Source organism: Paralteromonas sediminis (assembly GCF_003820355.1).
Taxonomy (GTDB): Bacteria; Pseudomonadota; Gammaproteobacteria; order Enterobacterales; family Alteromonadaceae; genus Alteromonas_F; species Alteromonas_F sediminis.
This window is the reverse complement of record NZ_RPOK01000004.1, coordinates 576,266-593,355: the sequence shown is the minus strand read 5'-3', so window position 1 is coordinate 593,355 and position 17,090 is coordinate 576,266. Positions and strand designations below refer to the sequence as shown.

Annotated in this window: 15 protein-coding genes; 5 read left to right on the top strand and 10 right to left on the bottom strand. The window is 48.5% G+C overall.

The window, feature by feature from the left end; all coding sequences use genetic code 11:
* Positions 1-32: 32 nt before the first annotated feature.
* Genes DRW07_RS14690 through ftsB form a run of 7 tightly spaced genes read right to left on the bottom strand, consistent with a single transcriptional unit; the run spans position 33 to position 4,779 of the window.
* Complete coding sequence (locus DRW07_RS14690; protein ID WP_240630649.1) at positions 33-857, bottom strand: peptidoglycan DD-metalloendopeptidase family protein; 825 nt, start codon at positions 855-857, stop codon at positions 33-35.
* Between the two features lie 25 nt (positions 858-882).
* On the bottom strand, positions 883-1,518 hold the full coding sequence (locus DRW07_RS14685; protein ID WP_124028680.1) for a protein-L-isoaspartate(D-aspartate) O-methyltransferase: 636 nt from the start codon (positions 1,516-1,518) through the stop codon (positions 883-885).
* Positions 1,515-2,261: a 5'/3'-nucleotidase SurE gene (gene surE, locus DRW07_RS14680; RefSeq protein ID WP_124028679.1), complete on the bottom strand. Its 747-nt coding sequence runs from the start codon at positions 2,259-2,261 to the stop codon at positions 1,515-1,517. Before surE ends, DRW07_RS14685 begins: the two co-directional genes overlap by 4 nt.
* Position 2,262: 1 nt before the next feature.
* Positions 2,263-3,330: a tRNA pseudouridine(13) synthase TruD gene (gene truD / locus DRW07_RS14675; RefSeq protein WP_124028678.1), complete on the bottom strand. Its 1,068-nt coding sequence runs from the start codon at positions 3,328-3,330 to the stop codon at positions 2,263-2,265.
* 5 nt (positions 3,331-3,335) lie between these two features.
* Positions 3,336-3,803 carry a 2-C-methyl-D-erythritol 2,4-cyclodiphosphate synthase gene (gene ispF / locus DRW07_RS14670; protein WP_124028677.1) on the bottom strand — a complete coding sequence of 156 codons (468 nt, stop codon included), beginning with the start codon at positions 3,801-3,803 and terminating at the stop codon, positions 3,336-3,338.
* Positions 3,803-4,492: a 2-C-methyl-D-erythritol 4-phosphate cytidylyltransferase gene (ispD, locus tag DRW07_RS14665; protein ID WP_124028676.1), complete on the bottom strand. Its 690-nt coding sequence runs from the start codon at positions 4,490-4,492 to the stop codon at positions 3,803-3,805. Before ispD ends, ispF begins: the two co-directional genes overlap by 1 nt.
* A gap of 2 nt (positions 4,493-4,494) precedes the next feature.
* Positions 4,495-4,779 (bottom strand): cell division protein FtsB, encoded by a 285-nt coding sequence (gene ftsB / locus DRW07_RS14660; RefSeq protein ID WP_124028675.1) that lies wholly within the window; start codon positions 4,777-4,779, stop codon positions 4,495-4,497.
* A gap of 383 nt (positions 4,780-5,162) precedes the next feature.
* Between ftsB and putA the strand changes: the two genes are divergently transcribed.
* Positions 5,163-8,963, top strand: coding sequence for a bifunctional proline dehydrogenase/L-glutamate gamma-semialdehyde dehydrogenase PutA (gene putA / locus DRW07_RS14655; protein ID WP_124028674.1), 3,801 nt, complete (start codon positions 5,163-5,165; stop codon positions 8,961-8,963).
* Between the two features lie 48 nt (positions 8,964-9,011).
* Here putA and DRW07_RS14650 read toward each other — a convergent pair whose 3' ends face one another.
* A complete protein-coding gene (locus tag DRW07_RS14650; protein ID WP_165870517.1) occupies positions 9,012-9,578 on the bottom strand; it encodes a TIGR04211 family SH3 domain-containing protein in 567 nt (188 codons plus the stop codon).
* A gap of 176 nt (positions 9,579-9,754) precedes the next feature.
* Here DRW07_RS14650 and DRW07_RS14645 point away from each other — a divergent pair, with 176 nt between their 5' ends.
* Together DRW07_RS14645 and DRW07_RS14640 are read left to right on the top strand one after the other, a co-directional pair.
* On the top strand, positions 9,755-11,260 hold the full coding sequence (locus DRW07_RS14645) for a CYTH domain-containing protein (RefSeq protein ID WP_124028672.1): 1,506 nt from the start codon (positions 9,755-9,757) through the stop codon (positions 11,258-11,260).
* A 10-nt stretch (positions 11,261-11,270) separates the two neighbouring features.
* On the top strand, positions 11,271-12,347 hold the full coding sequence (locus DRW07_RS14640; RefSeq protein WP_124028671.1) for a helix-turn-helix transcriptional regulator: 1,077 nt from the start codon (positions 11,271-11,273) through the stop codon (positions 12,345-12,347).
* An 11-nt stretch (positions 12,348-12,358) separates the two neighbouring features.
* Here DRW07_RS14640 and DRW07_RS14635 read toward each other — a convergent pair whose 3' ends face one another.
* Both DRW07_RS14635 and mutH read right to left on the bottom strand, forming a co-directional pair.
* A complete protein-coding gene (locus DRW07_RS14635; RefSeq protein ID WP_124028670.1) occupies positions 12,359-13,444 on the bottom strand; it encodes an SMP-30/gluconolactonase/LRE family protein in 1,086 nt (361 codons plus the stop codon).
* Between the two features lie 2 nt (positions 13,445-13,446).
* Positions 13,447-14,130: a DNA mismatch repair endonuclease MutH gene (mutH, locus tag DRW07_RS14630; protein WP_124028669.1), complete on the bottom strand. Its 684-nt coding sequence runs from the start codon at positions 14,128-14,130 to the stop codon at positions 13,447-13,449.
* A 100-nt stretch (positions 14,131-14,230) separates the two neighbouring features.
* On the opposite strand from mutH, the gene rppH reads away from it, so the two are divergent.
* Both rppH and ptsP read left to right on the top strand, forming a co-directional pair.
* Positions 14,231-14,758: an RNA pyrophosphohydrolase gene (rppH, locus tag DRW07_RS14625; protein WP_124028668.1), complete on the top strand. Its 528-nt coding sequence runs from the start codon at positions 14,231-14,233 to the stop codon at positions 14,756-14,758.
* A 30-nt stretch (positions 14,759-14,788) separates the two neighbouring features.
* On the top strand, positions 14,789-17,074 hold the full coding sequence (ptsP, locus tag DRW07_RS14620) for a phosphoenolpyruvate--protein phosphotransferase (protein ID WP_124028758.1): 2,286 nt from the start codon (positions 14,789-14,791) through the stop codon (positions 17,072-17,074).
* Positions 17,075-17,090: the final 16 nt, after the last annotated feature.

Sequence of the window (17,090 nt, the reverse complement as noted above, 5' to 3'; positions counted from 1 at the left end):
TTGCTCCTGTCATTTCTTATTATTATTTCTTGTTATTGTTGTGACGGTAGGTAACGCATAGGGTCAAGTGACTTCCCGCGATACCGAACTTCAAAGTGAAGTTTTACCAAATTTGTTCCGCTATTCCCCATGGTGGCAATCTGTTGTCCGGCTGCCACCCACTCACGCTCGTTAACCAAAATGCGGTCATTGTGAGCATAAGCGCTCAAAAATGTATCGGTGTGTTTTATTATTATTAGATTACCGTATCCACGTAATGCACTGCCCGTATAAACTACCCTGCCAGCTGCAGCGGCAACGATGGGCGAGCCCTTGGAAGCTTGAATGTCAATTCCCTTGTTTACATCACCTTTAGCTTTAAAGCGCTCAATAACTTTTCCTTGAGCGGGCCATGTCCATTTGGCTACCCTTGCGGGGAATTCGCCTATCTTTGGTGTTGTGGTGGCAGCGTCATTCGGAACAGATGTTCGTTTATTAACCACCTCTTGATTTCCACCATACGCCTGCTTTTTAGAACTTGCAACAGGTGTTTTATGAGATTTTTCGCTGGTACGACCACTGGGGTTTTTTGCTACTGTTTGCGCCTCAGGAGGCCTTAATTGCAATTTTTGTCCTATTGAGAGGGTGTATGGAGGATAAATATTGTTCCATTTCGCCAGATCGCGATAATCATTCCCGCTGTACCACGCAACGGCAAACAAAGTGTCGCCTGCCACAACTTCATAGGTCTCTACGTCGAATGCTGAAGGAATGTGCTCTGGTTGGCTATTGAGAATGGACAATGGCGCAGGCGCTTTTCGGCTGCTGCACCCTGATACTATTAGAACAGTGGCTAACGCTAAGAGCCAATGTTTCACAATTACCAACGCAGTGTGGAAGCGATCATTGAATGGCACCTGCCACTAGGGGAACAAACCTTACCGCTTCGATTGTGTCAGTGCTTAGCTCGCCATCAATTTTGTCAATACATAACAGAGATTGCTGCATTTCACCCACGGGTACAATCAAGCGTCCGCCCTCATTCAATTGATCACATAAGACTTCAGGAAGTGCAGCAGCAGCTGCCGTTACGATGATGGCATCGTAATTGCCCTTGCTGGGCCAGCCTTGCCAGCCATCACCATGCTTCATTGAAACATTGTGGAGGTCTAGTTGGTTCATACGTCGTTTGGCTTGAAACTGCAGCGATTTGATGCGTTCTACACTGAAAACCTGATTAACGATCTGTGCAAGAATAGCCGTTTGATATCCAGAGCCGGTACCTATTTCTAGCACTTTTTCTGGCTTTTTGGCGGCATTTAGCAATAGTTCGGTCATTTTGGCTACAATATAGGGCTGAGATATAGTTTGCCCTTGGCCAATCGGGAGTGCGGTATTTTGGTAGGCCTTGTGTTTTAGTGCCTCTGGCAAAAATAATTCCCGCGGTGTGCTCGCAATGGCTTTAAGCACAGCTTGATTACTGATCCCTTCTGTAGCGAGCACTTGCGCAAGTGACTCACCTCGGCGTGTTATTCTCATTTACTGTCCAGCCAATTACTTAAATCACTGAGGCTATCGTAAGCCGTCATATCAACACTTAGTGGGGTAACCGACGCGTAACCGTGGGTTACCGCATAAAAATCTGTTCCTTCTCCAGCGTCTTGCTCACTGCCAACTGGCCCATACCAGTAGAGCGGTCTGCCAAAGGGGTCTGTATCACGTACCATGGTTTCTGCGCGATGACGGCGACCCATGCGCGTTACCTGTACGCCCTTTAGTGCCTCATAGGGTACGTCAGGAACATTCACATTCAAAATTTGATTCGCAGGCAGAGGATGTGCCGGTAGCTTTTGAACGATGTCAGCGACTACCCTGGCTGCAGTCTCAAAATGTTTGCCTTGCTTACTGGCCAAGGAAACTGCGATGGCAGGCAACCCCATATAGCGTCCCTCTGTTGCAGCTGCAACGGTACCAGAATATATCACATCATCACCCAGGTTGGCGCCGTGGTTAATACCAGATATGACCAGTTCAGGGTCTTCTGACATGAATTGGTTTATACCTAAATGTACACAATCTGACGGAGTGCCGTTCACGGAATAAAAATTATTATGCATTTTTTGAATTCGAAGGGGAGTGTGCAGTGATAGTGCATTACTGGCACCACTGCAATTGCGGTCGGGGGCAATAACGGTTAAATCATGGCTGCCGCTTAGCTGCGTGAATAGCACGCTCAGTCCGTGGGCAAATACACCATCGTCATTACTTAAAAGTATGCGCATTCTATTCGTTTCCCGATTCCTGTGTTTCATTGAGGTTGATACATTCTCGTAACACTGAAGTAGCAAAGCACCCAGACGGTAACCCAAAACCCACAATTAGGGTGTCATTGTCACGCTGCCAGGTGAGGTTTTCAGGCCACACTTTAATGGCCCGTCTAAGCGTTTTTACGCCTGCCGCTTTGAGGCTGTCTGCCAGTCGTTGGTAGCGTTCGATGATACTGCTTTCCCACTCACCAACCATCTCTTTTGTTGGGTTTTCACCTTCACCTACGAGTGGCGCTGAAGGCGATAAATCTTTGGCAATATAACGGCTATTGCTGTCAGAAAGAGTGTCTTCGGTAGCGATAAAAAAGCTGTTTGAACCCTGCAGCGAGCAAGCATCACCTAGGTAAACCTGATCAAACATACCGGCTTGAATACGTTCGCTAACCAAGGTGTTGAACAGGGCACTTCGCAGCGCTGAAATGGCCATGTTGCGTTTATTGCGGTTGCGAATTACTTCGCCCTCAACCATTCGCATAGCCAGTGTCAGGGTACCTCCCATAGAAACCGTTCCGTCATCGTTTCGGCGCACGCCAAAACGTTGATCGCCAAAGTAATTGGGTACACCTTGATGTTTGACTGTTTCCAAGCGCGCGATGGTGGCATCGATATCGTCAATGCCGCGCAAGGTGAGTGAAAAATGATTGCCTTTTAATCCGCCTACGCGCAGTTTTTTGTGATGTCGCGTGTGTGACAATACGGTAACGCCTTCAATGCGAAGCGTCTCTGGCGACATGGCTATGCCTTTGGGCGCGTGCAAACCAAACCACTGTCGGGTGAGCGCAAATTTATCTTTTCGCCCTGCATAGGTTACATTACGCAGCGGCAGACCGGTTTGTTTTGCCAGTTGTTCGGCCACAAATGCGGTGTTCTGGCCTTGCTTTTCTACCCATAAAAACACGTGTTCGCCGTCGCCACTGGGAGCATAACCCAGGTCTTCAGTAACAACGAAGTCTTCTATGTATTGTTTAAGTAAGCCAGAGGCAACAGGGCGCCCCAAGTTGTGCTGCCATTCTGAAAATGTCATGGCTGTCACTGTATTAACACCACCGCATGTGCTGCGATGCCTTCTTTGCGACCTGTAAAGCCAAGTTTTTCTGTGGTGGTGGCCTTCACGTTAATCGCATTGAGTTCAACCTTACAATCTTGTGCGATCTTAGTGCGCATGGTTTCAATATGCGGAGCCATCTTAGGCGCTTGTGCAATAATGGTCATATCAGCATTGACCAGCTGATAATCATGTTGTGCCAGTGTTGCGATCACATGGCGAAGTAACGCGCGGCTATCTGCGCCTTTGTAGGCGTCATCGGTGTCGGGAAAATGTTTGCCAATATCACCTAACGCGGCTGCGCCCAGCAAGGCATCACACAATGCATGTAGCAGCACATCGCCATCAGAATGAGCCACTAAGCCCTGATCGTAGGCAATGCGTGTGCCACCAATGGTGATGGGGCCCTCACCGCCAAAAGCGTGTACGTCATATCCGTGGCCAATTCGCATTAGTCACTCTCCTGTTGTAAATAAAATGCGGCAAGCGATAAATCATCGGGATGTGTAATTTTTATATTGCCAGCGTGTCCGTTAATCAGCTTGACCTTGTGCCCTGCGAGCTCCATGGCTGAAGCCTCATCGGTCACGGTTAAATGATTCAGATGAGCTTGCCGGTATGCATTCAGCAGGGTATGAGCGTGGAAAAACTGTGGGGTCAATGCCCGCCAAAGTTGGCTGCGGTCAACGGTATCAGACACATACCCATCGCTACCCCGCTTGAGTGTATCACTCACCGGTGAGGCCAGAATTGCACCGATTGTTGGACTTAAATCTTCGGTGTCAATAAGGCGTGTGATGTCTTTTTGGCAGACGCATGGCCGAGCGGCATCGTGTACCAGAGCCCAACTGTCATGTGGCAGCGCTTGCAACGCATTGCTCACAGACTCACTTCGCTCACTGCCACCTGTTACTGTGCTGATCTTAACATGCCGTGAAATGGGCAAATTAAAAAACAGGCGGTCATCGGGATGAATAGCAACCACAACAGAATCAACAAGCGAATGAGAGGAAAGCCTTTCCAGTGTGTGTTCTAAAATAGTTTTGCCGTGCAGTGTCAGATATTGCTTGGGTATGTCTGATTGCATACGGGTGCCGATGCCTGCTGCGGGGACAACGGCGACGATATGACGTGAATTCATGGTTAGTCACTGGGTAAAATGCGGTAAAACGTTTCGCCTTGCTTAATCAGTCCTAGTTCACTTCTGGCCCTTTCTTCTATTGCGTCCATGCCAAGCGTTAAATCTTCAATGTCAGCTTTTAGCAACGCGTTGCGCTGTGTAAGGTTGGCATTTTGCTGTGCTTGTTGGGCCACTTTATCAGTCAGGTTTTGATAGTCGGGCACGCTGTGTTTGCCAAACCACAAACGAGCTTGGAGAAGGATAAAACAAGTCACCAGTAGAATATTCACCCACTTATCGCGCAACATAGCCTTTGCTAACAGTTAAACAGTTTAGAACGTATTATGCCTCTATACCTTCCATTGTTCAGCAGTTTACCGCGTTGCGCAACTACTTCCTGTATGCCTGAGCACTGCTGTGTACTTTTATCTTGCTTTGGCACCTTCGTGATTGATAGTTCAAAAAGCTGTACGCTCTTTCAACATTATGACCTTACTGTCGAAAGACTTCTCTTTTAACCTCTTGTTTTGTTGGTACAATGCGTGATTGTTGAGGAGCACTAAAACAATAATAATCAACAAGACAATGAGGCCTAGGTGTTGGCGTTGAGTTGCGTTTCTTGAACGTATTCTTGAACCCTCCGAAGCTAATGTTTTTTTAAAGAAAAACCTACGACGTTATCGGACATAAAATGCTTTTAAACGACGAAATTTTGCACGCAACGCCATTGCGTCAAACCATTCGGGACTATTACCGCATCAGCGAAGAAAAAGCGGTTGATACAATCCTGCCAGAAGCCGAAGTTAACCCGCGAGCTCGCAGTCGTGCCTGGGAGCGTGCGCGTAAAATGGTGCTCAGGATCAGACAAGAGCAAGAAGGACATGGCGGTGTTGATGCCCTGTTAAACGAGTATTCGTTATCTACTGCCGAAGGCGTTGTGCTTATGTGTTTGGCCGAAGCCTTGTTGCGTGTACCCGATAAAGCGACGCAAGATGAGCTGATCCGCGACAAGCTCTCCCAGGGACAATGGACACCGCATTTAGGCAACAGCGACTCGTTGTTTGTAAACGCGTCGTCTTGGGGCCTCTTGTTCACCGGCAACATGGTGAATTATTCCGATAAGCGAAAGAAAGAGCAGTTCGGATTGTTGAAAAAAACCCTGGGACGCTTGGGTGAGCCGGTCATACGTCGCGCGATGAACATTGCTATGAAAGTAATGGGGCGTCAGTTTGTCATGGGAGAAAACATTCAGGATGCGGTGAAGCGTGCTGAAGAGAAAGAGCAAAAAGGTTATGTGTATTCCTATGACATGCTCGGCGAAGGTGCACGTACCATGGAAGATGCCAACCGTTATTACGACGCTTACATGAAAGCCATCGACGTTATCGGCAAGGCGGCCAAATCAAAAGGACCCCGCCTTTCTCCCGGCATTTCGGTAAAATTATCGGCGATACACCCAAGGTATGAGTGGACCCACTACGAGCGAGTCATGACAGAGATACCCGCTCGGCTTAAAGCATTGTGTCTCAAAGCCAAAGAGTACGATATAGGGCTGACCGTGGATGCGGAAGAAGCCGATCGCCTAGACATTTCCTTAGACATCATCGAAACCGTATTTCGTGACCCAGACCTGGCAGGGTGGGACGGTTTTGGCTTGGCTGTGCAGGCTTATCAAAAGCGCGCGCTCTACGTAATCGAGTGGCTGCGAGAACTCTCTCTGGATGTGGGGCGGAGAATAATGGTGCGCTTGGTGAAGGGCGCATATTGGGACACAGAAATTAAGTTAACACAGCAAGCTGGTCTTGAGGATTTCCCTGTATTTACCCGCAAATCATCGACCGATGTCTCTTACCATGCCTGTGCGAACCGGTTGCTTGATTACCGTGATTCAATCTATCCGCAGTTCGCAACCCATAACGCATACACGGCGTCTGTGATTATCGAGCTGGCCGGCGATGACAAAGAAGGTTTCGAATTTCAGTGTCTGCATGGCATGGGAGATACCTTGTATGATCAAGTGGTTTCTGATGAAAAAATTCAATGTCGCGTGTATGCGCCTGTAGGCATTCACGAAGATTTGCTTGCTTACTTGGTCAGGCGTTTACTTGAGAATGGTGCGAACTCTTCTTTTGTTAACGCTATTGTGGACGACACCAAAGCGGTGGAAACTTTGCTTGAAGATCCCGTAGAAAAGACGCAACGTCTGACGCAAAAAGCGAACGCGCAAATCAGTCAGCCTATTGCGTTGTACGCGCCCGAACGGGATAACTCCAAAGGCATTGATATTGCAGATATCAATGCAATGAATCAGTTAAAACAAGACGTCACACGCTTCGCAACTAAACATCAACAGGACATCAACAGCGTCCCCGAGTCAGCAGTGCCCGTCTTAAACCCGGCAAATCTTAGCGATGCAGTAGGTTTTCACCAATACGACTCTGAAACTTCAATGGTGGAAAAACTTGACAAGGTGAGTGAAGGGTTTAGCAGCTGGTCTCAGCTGAGTGTTGAAGAACGCGCTGCGATCCTCAACCGCACTGCCGATGCGCTTGAGCGCCATATGCCTGAGTTGATTACGTTGTGCATCCGTGAAGCGGGCAAGGTAACCCAAGACAGTATTGATGAAGTTAGAGAGGCAGTCGACTTTTGTCGCTATTACGCGGTGAGAGCAACAGAGCTTTCTGCTGATGACAGGTTAGCACCTCGAGGCGTCATTCTTGCTATTAGCCCGTGGAACTTCCCGCTGGCTATATTTTTGGGGCAGGTGGTGGCTGCATTAGTCACTGGCAATACGGTCATTGCTAAACCTGCTGAACAAACCAGTCTCATTGCACTTCGTGCGGTGGATATCATGCGCGAGGTGGGGTTACCTGACAACGCATTGCAACTCATTGTCGCGCCCGGTAAAGGGGTTGGAGAACTGTTACTACCTGATCAGCGTATTCAGGGTGTAATGTTTACAGGTTCAACCCAGACCGGAACATTGATTTCGCAGACGTTGGCCAAACGAGGTACCGAGCAGCTTCCGCTCATCGCTGAAACCGGTGGCCAGAACTGTATGATCGTTGACTCTACGGCCTTACCAGAGCAGGTCGTCGACGACGTGGTTCACTCTGGCTTTCAAAGTGCAGGGCAGCGGTGTTCAGCCTTACGCGTTTTGTTTTTACAAGAAGAAATAGCAGACCATGTGATTACTATGCTCAAGGGAGCAATGAAAGAGTTGCACATTGGCGACCCCAGTGTGTTGTCGACGGATATTGGGCCGGTTATTGACGAAAAAGCGCTGCGAGCATTATTGGCCCATGAGTCAAACATGAAAGACAAAGCCAAACTGCTTTATCAGTGTCCGCTGCCAAAAGCATGTGAAAACGGGACTTTCTATCCTCCGACCTTGTATGAGATAGACAGTATCGATGTGTTGCAAAAAGAGGTATTCGGCCCTGTGGTACACGTTGTGAGGTTCAAGGCTAAAGACCTAGACAACGTGGTAGACGCCATCAACGGGACAGGTTTTGGCTTGACCATGGGAGTTCATTCAAGAATTGAAGAAAGAGCCACCGACCTAGCCAGACGCAGCCGTGCGGGTAATGTGTATATTAACCGCAATATGATAGGCGCTATCGTTGGTGTACAACCGTTTGGCGGTAGAGGCTTGTCAGGTACAGGGCCGAAAGCGGGCGGCCCTAACTATCTCACACGTTTAATGGTGGAAAAAGCCACACCACAGCCTACACAGCTGGCGTCTGGTGATGATATCGATGATGCCTTATCGGGCGACCAGCGTGCGGCCGACGACGCTGCAGCAATGATGCTGGAGGCGCAGCATGCTGATAATGGCTGGCGTGGCAAAAAACTCATTGATCGCATATCCATGGTAAGGCAATTGCTCGCCAAAGTGGCACAGGTTGATATTGTCGAAGAGTTGGCAGACGACTTAAACCGCACCCTAGCAACTGCGCGTGGGCAGTTAATAGCCGTAGAAAAGCGCATGGCTAAGCCCAAAGTACTACCAGGTCCCACTGGCGAGAGCAATATGCTGTATCTTGAGCCCAGGGGCGCCTTGGTGTGTTTTGCTGACAGAGAAGTTACCTTTGAATACTGGACCTTGTCTATTGTAACCGCGCTGGCTACGGGCAACACAGTGGTAGCTGTTGTGTCTGACTTGTTTTACGAAGAAGCCAAAGCATTCCGAGACAAGTTTGTAGACGTGGGAGCAGAAAAAGGGGTATTTCAGGTCGCGCGACTTGCGCATTTGGAGGCTTTACTTCGGGATCCCAGCTTGGCCGGTGTAGTGGTAGACAGTAATACGCAAAGGACAGCGGATATCACGGCCATGCTCGCTGACAGAGAGGGTGCTATCTTGCCAGTAATCACGGCAGAATACAGTGACAAACTTATTATGCGCTTACTAACGGAAAAAACTGTGAGTATTGATACTACGGCGTCAGGGGGGAACACCTCACTGATGACGTTAGATGAGTCAGAGGAATAAGCGATAAAAAAGTGGCATTAACAATGCCACTTTTTTTTAACTGTAAATTTAGTTCATCCAGTTATCGCTTCGTTTGCGTCGTTTGGGTAAATAGGTCAGTAAAATACCCAAGATAATGCAGCCTACTGCTAGCCCTCCACCGTTGAGCAACCATTTCATTTGCAGGGCATCTTCGGCGTCCGACTGGGCCGATTGTAAAGCGGTAATGCGTTCGTTGGCGCTATCAAGTTCAGACTGTAATTGCTTAGTGGTGGCGTCTTTTGCTCTTACTTCTTGCTCTAGCGATGAAATACGCTGTTGCAATGGCGCAACCGATGCAAGGGCTTCGGTCAATTGCTCCTGAAGCTGAGGGAGTGTTTCGCGAAATGAAGGGGTAGTCACCAGATATTCAGACTCGATCCAACCTGTTCTACCTTGCGAGTCAATCACTTCCACAAAGTCGCCGGTTTCATCACTGTCGGTACGGGTTACGGGCATACCTGCAGCTACACTGCCAAGAATACGGTAATTTCTGCCTGGGCCAGCGTGCATAAAAATGAAGACTTCTTCGCTGATAAAGTGTGTCGCCGTATTGGGGGCTTGCTCACTGTTTTGCTGGGCAAAGCCAGTCGTCACGACGCACCACCCTAATATGACGGCAGCTAAAGCTCGCATAAAAAAACCTTTGTTAATTTACTCTTTTCCGATGGTAGGGAAGCAGGGCATAGAGTGCAAGTATAACCTTGCCCGAATTGCACTCCTAAGGCCAGCTAGGGTATTGTGACGACATAAAAAGAAACCTGCTAAAAATCATGTCAGAAATTGAGTTAGAACTAAAGTTTGTCGTCGGCCAGCCTGCTAGTTCTCTGTGGGATGATGCCCTTAGGCGCGCCCTGGAAAAAAACGACTTCACAGTTGTTGGTACGCAAAAATGCGAGTTGGAAAATACCTATTTTGATACAGCCAAACACATTTTTGAGCAGCATAAAGTAGGGATGCGAGTCAGAGGCAGGGACGGCCAGTATGAACAAACACTCAAAACACAAAAAGAAATAAAGGGTGGGCTTCATGAGCGCAACGAGTTTAATGTTGCCTTAGCCGATGCAACACCCGACTTAAGTGCATTTCCCGCACACATCTGGCAGGACCTCAGTTTTGCCATGCCGCAAAATGACGAGCTGGAGAGGCAGTTTACTACACATTTCACACGGCTAACTATCTACCTCAAGCATCCTTTGGGAGAGTGTGAGCTAGTGTTCGATGAGGGCAGCATTGCTTCAGACTCCGCCAAACAAGCATTGAATGAAGTGGAGATTGAACTGGTCAGCGGCAGTGCGGCGGTATTGCTGCAGGTGGCGCGGTTGTTCACAGACAAGCAGGTGCGCCTGAGTGATACATCAAAAGCTGCCCAGGGCTATCAGCTATTGCAGGGGCTTACTAACAAAACATTGCCTTTACCGTCACACTTGATGCTAGACGATCGCATGTCAACCGAAGCTGTATTTTGTTTGGGTTGTGAAACCGCTATGGCCCATTGGCAATACCATGAACATCGCTTCTTTGCCGCTGATTCAGCAAAAATGTTGCCTGAGATTCAGATGAGCTTGCGCTTGTTATTGCAGACATTGTCGCTTTTTCTGCCCGTATTACAGTGCCAACCCTTGTTGGATTTACAACAAAGGGTATTGGCATTTTCAGATAAATGGATATGGGTAGACGAGTTACAAAGCACGCGCTTTTTACTCTCAAAGAAAGGGCCGTTTCACAAAACGCTTGGTCGGCAAGGGGCAGTGGTGAGCTATTTACAAGGGCGCCAGACAGGCCTAATTAACTCACATATTCCCGAAAAGCTGCTGTGTAGCAAAGACGCGAATGAGATCAAGCTGGCCGTCATTGACATGCTGCTAACCAAGCCTTGGCGTGAACATGCGCAAGGGGTTGAGCAGCCCGTTATTGAGCATGCAAAAGGTTGGCTTTCCCAGGGGCGGCAGACGCTCCATCAGTCATTGCAGTCTGCAAGGCCATTGCCCGCTGCCAATTACATTGCGATAGAAACCTTACTCCGACAAACCTTGCTTAATGGCTTTCTATTGTCGGATTTATTCATGCATAGCCGGGCAGGTAGAGCGCCTTGGCTTGATATTTTGATAGGCATTGATGAAATTCGTGCGCTAGTCTTATTGAAACAGGCGTTGTGCGATGCTGAACTAGACTATGAGGAAGGGTTAATAGAATGGGTGGACGAAAAAATGAACCACTTGTTGCAAATAATGGAGCGTACGCGTCAGGTCGCGCTGAGCAAAGATGTTTATTGGTAAGGCAGCGCGTGTGATTTTAACCAGCGCCTATTTTATTATTCTGTTACTTTTGGTGTTCTGGCTCTACATTATTTATGTAGGTTGGCAACATACAGACAAACAGCAAGGCTCAGAGCAGTTGTATGCGGCCATTGCGCTGTGGCCGATGGGTCTGGTAGACAGCATTATTCGGGTGCTTTCCATTGAGGCATGGTTCCCTGTAGCGGGCGTTTTTCACTTTATACCCGTGGCTGTTGCGGGCGCCTTGCTGCATCATTTACATAACAAGACACAGCCTAAATACCGACGCGCCGGATGGATTACGGCTCTACTGGTTATTGCTAGCATAGGCGCGCAGGTCCCGCTATTGCTGCACCCTGTAAATGCCGAAAATTGGATAAGCACCGACCTGGCGGGCGCACCGATTCAGCTGTGGTGGATATACCTGCCCTACCTGGTGACACTGTGTTGTTTGCTTATCCTTTCTGGGCAAATGCTAGACATTGGACGGCGTTATCACAAGTATCTTCCCTGGCAATCAGTGGATATTCACAGGTATAAAATTTCCGTCATTATGCTGCTGGCGGGTTGTCTGTTAGCCGTGTCATTGACAGGGCTACTGATACTGGTGGTGATTGGTGCCGGTGGCGTTGCCATTGAGGGCTGGACCTTGGGTATTGACCTATTCTGCAACATGCTTCTGTTGTTTTTACTGTGGAGTACGGTGGTTGCTGTGCATGTGTTGCCATCGCCGATTGAATATAACCGCGTGTTTTCTGCCAGCATGAAAGCCACGGAAAGGGATACGGAAACCCTGAATCGGGCCGACAAAGTCATGATTTCTGGCAAGTGCTACAAATCCATTGGTTTGACCATTACTGAGTTTGCCAGAAAAGCGGGCGTAGAGCCTACCGACTTACTGATCGCACTAAAAAGAATCAAGAAACACGATTTTCGTGGCTATATTTTTCACTATCGAATGGAGTACGCCCGAAATGTAGTAATGAATACAGATACATCCATTGCAAATGTGGCCAAACGTTTGGGTTTTAACTCTGAAAAATTTCTCTCCGGAGCCTTCTTGCACTACCTTGAAAAACGTAAATAAAGCTGCTGCTATCAGTGCGATGTGAGTACGGCAAATTTTGGCTCTGTTAAACTGCTGATGTAGAGTTGTTCACCGACTTCGATTACCCCTGTTGTCATTCCATATTTGCCAGAGGGATCTTGCAGGCTTAGTTTGACAGTGCCCGCATCATCAAAATTGACCACATGCCCATAGCGCACAGGCTTGGGGCGCAAGGTGGCAGGCAAACGCTGAATAATTTTGCGCAGTTCAGGCCAGCTGGACAAGCCATCTAACAGCGTATTTCGTGGAGACGCCAGTCCCAGCCAATACGTGTTGTCGGAGCCTCTAGATAGGTTGTCAGGAAAGCCCGGTAGGTTGTCGATCAGAATACTTTTTTGGCCGAAGTTGTTATCGTCAATGGCCACACGGGTAACCCGGTAACTTCCGGTTTCTATGACCAGTACTGATGTTTGCTCATGCGAAACGGCAACGCCGTTGGCGAAGTTAAGGCCGGTAGCTACTAACCGGGTTGTCCCTTGGGCTGGATCATACTCCAGCAGTCTGCCATTACCGCTGTGCTCCATGATATCTAAAACACTTGCGGCTAGCGTGCCGCCATGCTCTGCAGGTGAAAAGCGCGTTGATGCGTCACTAAAATACACCTTGCCGTTGGCGGCAATATCAACATCATCTGCATACAGGATCGGCGTTCCTGCCATGTCAGTGGCCAGAGCCTGTATACGTCCCTCGGGTGATATCGACAGTAGCCCTTGGTACGCATCAGCGACAAGTAAATTGCCCTTTGCATCGAACTCAATACCAAGTGGTCTGCCCTTAGTATTCACCCAGCGGCTAAATGACTTTGTCGTGGGATTGAATATACCAATAAACCCTGAGTGCAAAGACATGAATATACGACCGTCGGGGTGCAGTGCAAAGTCTTCGGGGCCATGATCATCTTTGGTAGCATAAAACGTCGCATCAGAAAGTCCTTGGTTTTGTGCAAAGTCACCGGTTAATCCATTGTCTACAGGTGCTTCCCAAGCAACAGGTTGAATACTTACCGGCCACAAAAGTAAATACAATACACTCAAAAAAAGTATGAACAAAAGGGCTCGTTTTCCGGTTATCCGCATTGTCACTCCTGCTGATAAAAAGCGCGATGTAAAATGGCCTGTGTAAAGGTCTTTCGTAAATAATAACCCCGCGGTCGCGTTTTAATGCGTTGTCCTTCTTCACCAATGGCATCTGTAAGTACCCGGCCATTTGCGGCTTTCGGCCTCAGTTGCAACACTTGTCCGTGACGAGAGGTAATGCGTTCGATCTGACCGGCAATGATCAAATCGTTTAGCTCATTCCAATCCTGTTCAAGCAAACTGAGTTCTTCTTCTGTGGGCGACCAGAGCACAGCCGAGCCCACCCGTCTGTGTTCTACAGCAAGCGTACGTTCACCCTCTACCGGCACCCAAAGTACACAGCTGAGCTTGTTACGCACATTACTGCGTTGCCAGGATGAGCCAGGCACAGGCAATAGTGGGGTGTAACAGACATAGGTGGTTTCAAGCGGATTACCCGCCGCATCAATAGGAATCGTTTTTAGCTCGACGCCTAATTCGGGAAAGTCCTGTTGGGGTTTAGAACCGGCTGTCGCTCCAAGCCATAACTCGATAAGCTGTCCCGTCCAGCCTTTGTGCCGTTTGAAGTGCTTAGGTATCTCAATACCGGCCATAATTGCCAGCTCTCCAAAAGACCAGCCAGCAATACTGCGGGCCCGACTTAAAAGGTCCGATAGGTCGTCGGGGGGAGTAACGGGTGGTTGCACACTCAACCTCTTTGTAACATTAAAATATGTGGGCTATGAAAGATGCCAAGCTTATGCCAGAATGCAATTACATAAAAGTTTTGTATGCCCTGGAGTCTACGTGATAGATGCAGACGGATTCCGTGCGAATGTGGGCATAGTGATTTGCAACAAAATGGGACAAGTATTTTGGGCAAGGCGTTATGGTCAGCATTCATGGCAATTCCCTCAAGGTGGTATCGATGACGGGGAATCGCCACAGCAGGCAATGTATAGAGAGTTACATGAAGAAGTTGGGTTAAGCCCCAAGGATGTAACTTTGCTAAGCGTAACCCGCAACTGGGTGCGCTATAAATTGCCTAAGCGGTTAATCAGGCAGGGTTCTAACCCTGTGTGTATCGGCCAGAAGCAGAAGTGGTTTTTACTACAGCTAACCTGTGCCGAAAAAGACGTTGACGTACTCAAAACCGGTCACCCTGAATTTGATGACTGGCGCTGGGTAAGTTATTGGTACCCCATCCGCAATGTAGTGTCGTTTAAACGCGATGTTTACCGGCGGGTTATGAAAGAGTTTGCGCCTGTTGTGATGTCTGCGCAAACACGCCCACAGCACAATCAGAAAAGACACAGGCGACGTAAGCGAGGGTAAATAGCGATGAGCGTATTAGAAAAAAGCAATATGCTCGCCGTGCTCAAACGGTTGGTTCAGGAAGTAGCCAGAATACCGCATTTGGAGCAAGCTTTGTTACACCTAACCACGCAAGTAAAACAAGCTGTTGGTGTGGATTCCTGTTCTTTGTATCTTGCTGATTATGACAACCAGGCCTTTGTGTTGCGTGCTACAGACGGCCTGTCTGTGAATGCGATAGGTAAGGTATCAATTGGCTTTGCCGAGGGTCTCATAGGTTGGGTCGGACAGCGTGAAGAGCCGGTTAATATTGAAGACGCACCAAAACATCCCCGCTTTAAAGTCATCGATGAAGTGCAGGAAGAACACTATCACGCCTTTTTAGGTACGCCTATTATCCATCACCGAAGGGTGTTAGGCGTGCTCACGATGCAACAGGCAAAAAAGCGAAAGTTTAGTGAAGACGAAGAAGCTTTCTTAGTCACGCTTGCCGCACAGATTGCCCTTGAAATTGCCAATGCAGACATGCGTGGCGCATTAAATTTTGAACACTCAGGCACCGCGCAACAGCGACGACTCAATGGTATTGCAGGGTCGCCAGGTCTAGCCATTGGTAAAGGTGTCACTCCGGAATTAGCGACGAATTTGCGCAACTGGAGCTTGCGCAGAAGTACAGAACACGAGCAGGAAATTGGCTTCTATCGTAAAGCGGTAGAACAGACCAGAGAACAAGTGCGCTCGCTGTCAGGCGAACTTGAAGACGCTATACCTGACGACGTCAGAGCAATATTTCAGCTCTACCATCATCTGCTTGATGCCAACAGTCTCGGTAGAGAAGTGGAAGCGATGATCAAACAGGGGTGGGATGCAGCATCGTCATTGAAACAGGTAGTGGAAGATTATGCGGCCCGCTTCAGAGCGATGGAAGACAGTTACATGCAGGAACGGGCCATCGACATTATCGATTTATCCGATCGCATACTGGTAAATATTCTCGCCCTTGTTGAGGGCACAAAACCTTCAACATCAACGGTGAGTGAACCCAGTATTCTAGTAGCTGAAGAAGTTTCCGCGACTATGCTTGCTGAATTTCCAAGAGAATTTTTAAACGGTATTTTGTCAATCAAGGGCTCGAATAACTCCCACGCTGCCATTCTTGCCCGCGCAATGGGTGTACCCGCTGTCATGGGGGTGCAAAATGTGTCCCCCAGTTTGCTCAACGAGAAGCTCATCTTGTTGGATGGCTATTCCGGCGACGTCGTTGTGTCACCGCAAGGGGTGATACTCGAAGAGTTTGAGCAGCTAGTACAAGAAGAGCAGGTACTGGCTGAACGCATTGATGCAGAGGCAGGCAAGCCAGCCCAAACTCGCGATGGTCATGCCATCACACTCTTAATCAATGCAGGGCTATCGGCACAATCTGAAGAATTTCTGGCCAGTGATGCCAAAGGGATTGGGCTTTATCGAACAGAGATCCCCTTTATGTTGCGGGATCGCTTTCCTTCAGAAAGTGAGCAGATAGCACTCTACAAACGCATTTTTAAAGCGCAGCCCAACGCTGAGGTCACATTAAGAACATTAGATGTTGGTGGTGACAAACCCTTGCCCTATTTCCCAATTATTGAGGAGAATCCCTTTCTGGGATGGCGAGGGGTGCGAATGACCCTGGATCATCCAGAAATATTTCTGGTACAGGTTCGTGCTATGTTGCAGGCCAGTATTGGTCTGAAAAACCTCCAGATCATGTTGCCCATGGTTACGTCTGTCAGTGAAGTCATTGAAGCGAAGCGACTCATTGGACAGGCATTTCATGAGGTCTCAGAGGAAGCCAAGCTGCAGGGTAACACCCTGTATCAGCCTCGGGTGGGCATCATGCTTGAAGTACCCTCAGTGTTGTATCAACTGCCACAGCTAGCCAAGCTCGTTGATTTCTTCTCTGTTGGCAGTAACGATTTAACGCAGTATTTACTGGCTGTAGACAGGAACAATCCGCGTGTCGCTGAGCTGTTTACCAGTTATCATCCGGCAGTGTTGTCAGCATTAAATAGCATTGCCAAACAGTGTAGGGCAATGGGTGTGCCTGTAACCGTATGCGGAGAGTTTGCCGGTGAGCCCGGTGGCGCTTTACTGCTCATGGCGATGGGATTCACTAAACTCAGTATGAGTGCGCACAACTTGCGTAAAATTAAATGGGTGATGCGTAATATCGTATTAACTGATGCACAGGCTGTGTTGGAGCATGCCCTTCAGGCAGATACACATCTGCAAGTCTTAGAATCAACAAATTTCTACCTTGAGTCGCGCGGGCTAGGCGGATTGGTTAGAGCAGGAAATTAGCATTTGGATCCCATAA

Bases quoted from the DNA above. Each gene is read 5' to 3' on its own strand.
- DRW07_RS14645 (WP_124028672.1), top strand. From the start codon at position 9,755: ATGTCAGAAATTGAGTTAGAACTAAAGTTTGTCGTCGGCCAGCCTGCT.
- truD (WP_124028678.1), bottom strand. From the start codon at position 3,330: ATGACATTTTCAGAATGGCAGCACAACTTGGGGCGCCCTGTTGCCTCT.
- surE (WP_124028679.1), bottom strand. From the start codon at position 2,261: ATGCGCATACTTTTAAGTAATGACGATGGTGTATTTGCCCACGGACTG.
- putA (WP_124028674.1), top strand. From the start codon at position 5,163: ATGCTTTTAAACGACGAAATTTTGCACGCAACGCCATTGCGTCAAACC.
- ftsB (WP_124028675.1), bottom strand. From the start codon at position 4,779: ATGTTGCGCGATAAGTGGGTGAATATTCTACTGGTGACTTGTTTTATC.
- DRW07_RS14685 (WP_124028680.1), bottom strand. From the start codon at position 1,518: ATGAGAATAACACGCCGAGGTGAGTCACTTGCGCAAGTGCTCGCTACA.
- ispF (WP_124028677.1), bottom strand. From the start codon at position 3,803: ATGCGAATTGGCCACGGATATGACGTACACGCTTTTGGCGGTGAGGGC.
- ptsP (WP_124028758.1), top strand. From the start codon at position 14,789: ATGCTCGCCGTGCTCAAACGGTTGGTTCAGGAAGTAGCCAGAATACCG.
- ispD (WP_124028676.1), bottom strand. From the start codon at position 4,492: ATGAATTCACGTCATATCGTCGCCGTTGTCCCCGCAGCAGGCATCGGC.
- DRW07_RS14635 (WP_124028670.1), bottom strand. From the start codon at position 13,444: ATGCGGATAACCGGAAAACGAGCCCTTTTGTTCATACTTTTTTTGAGT.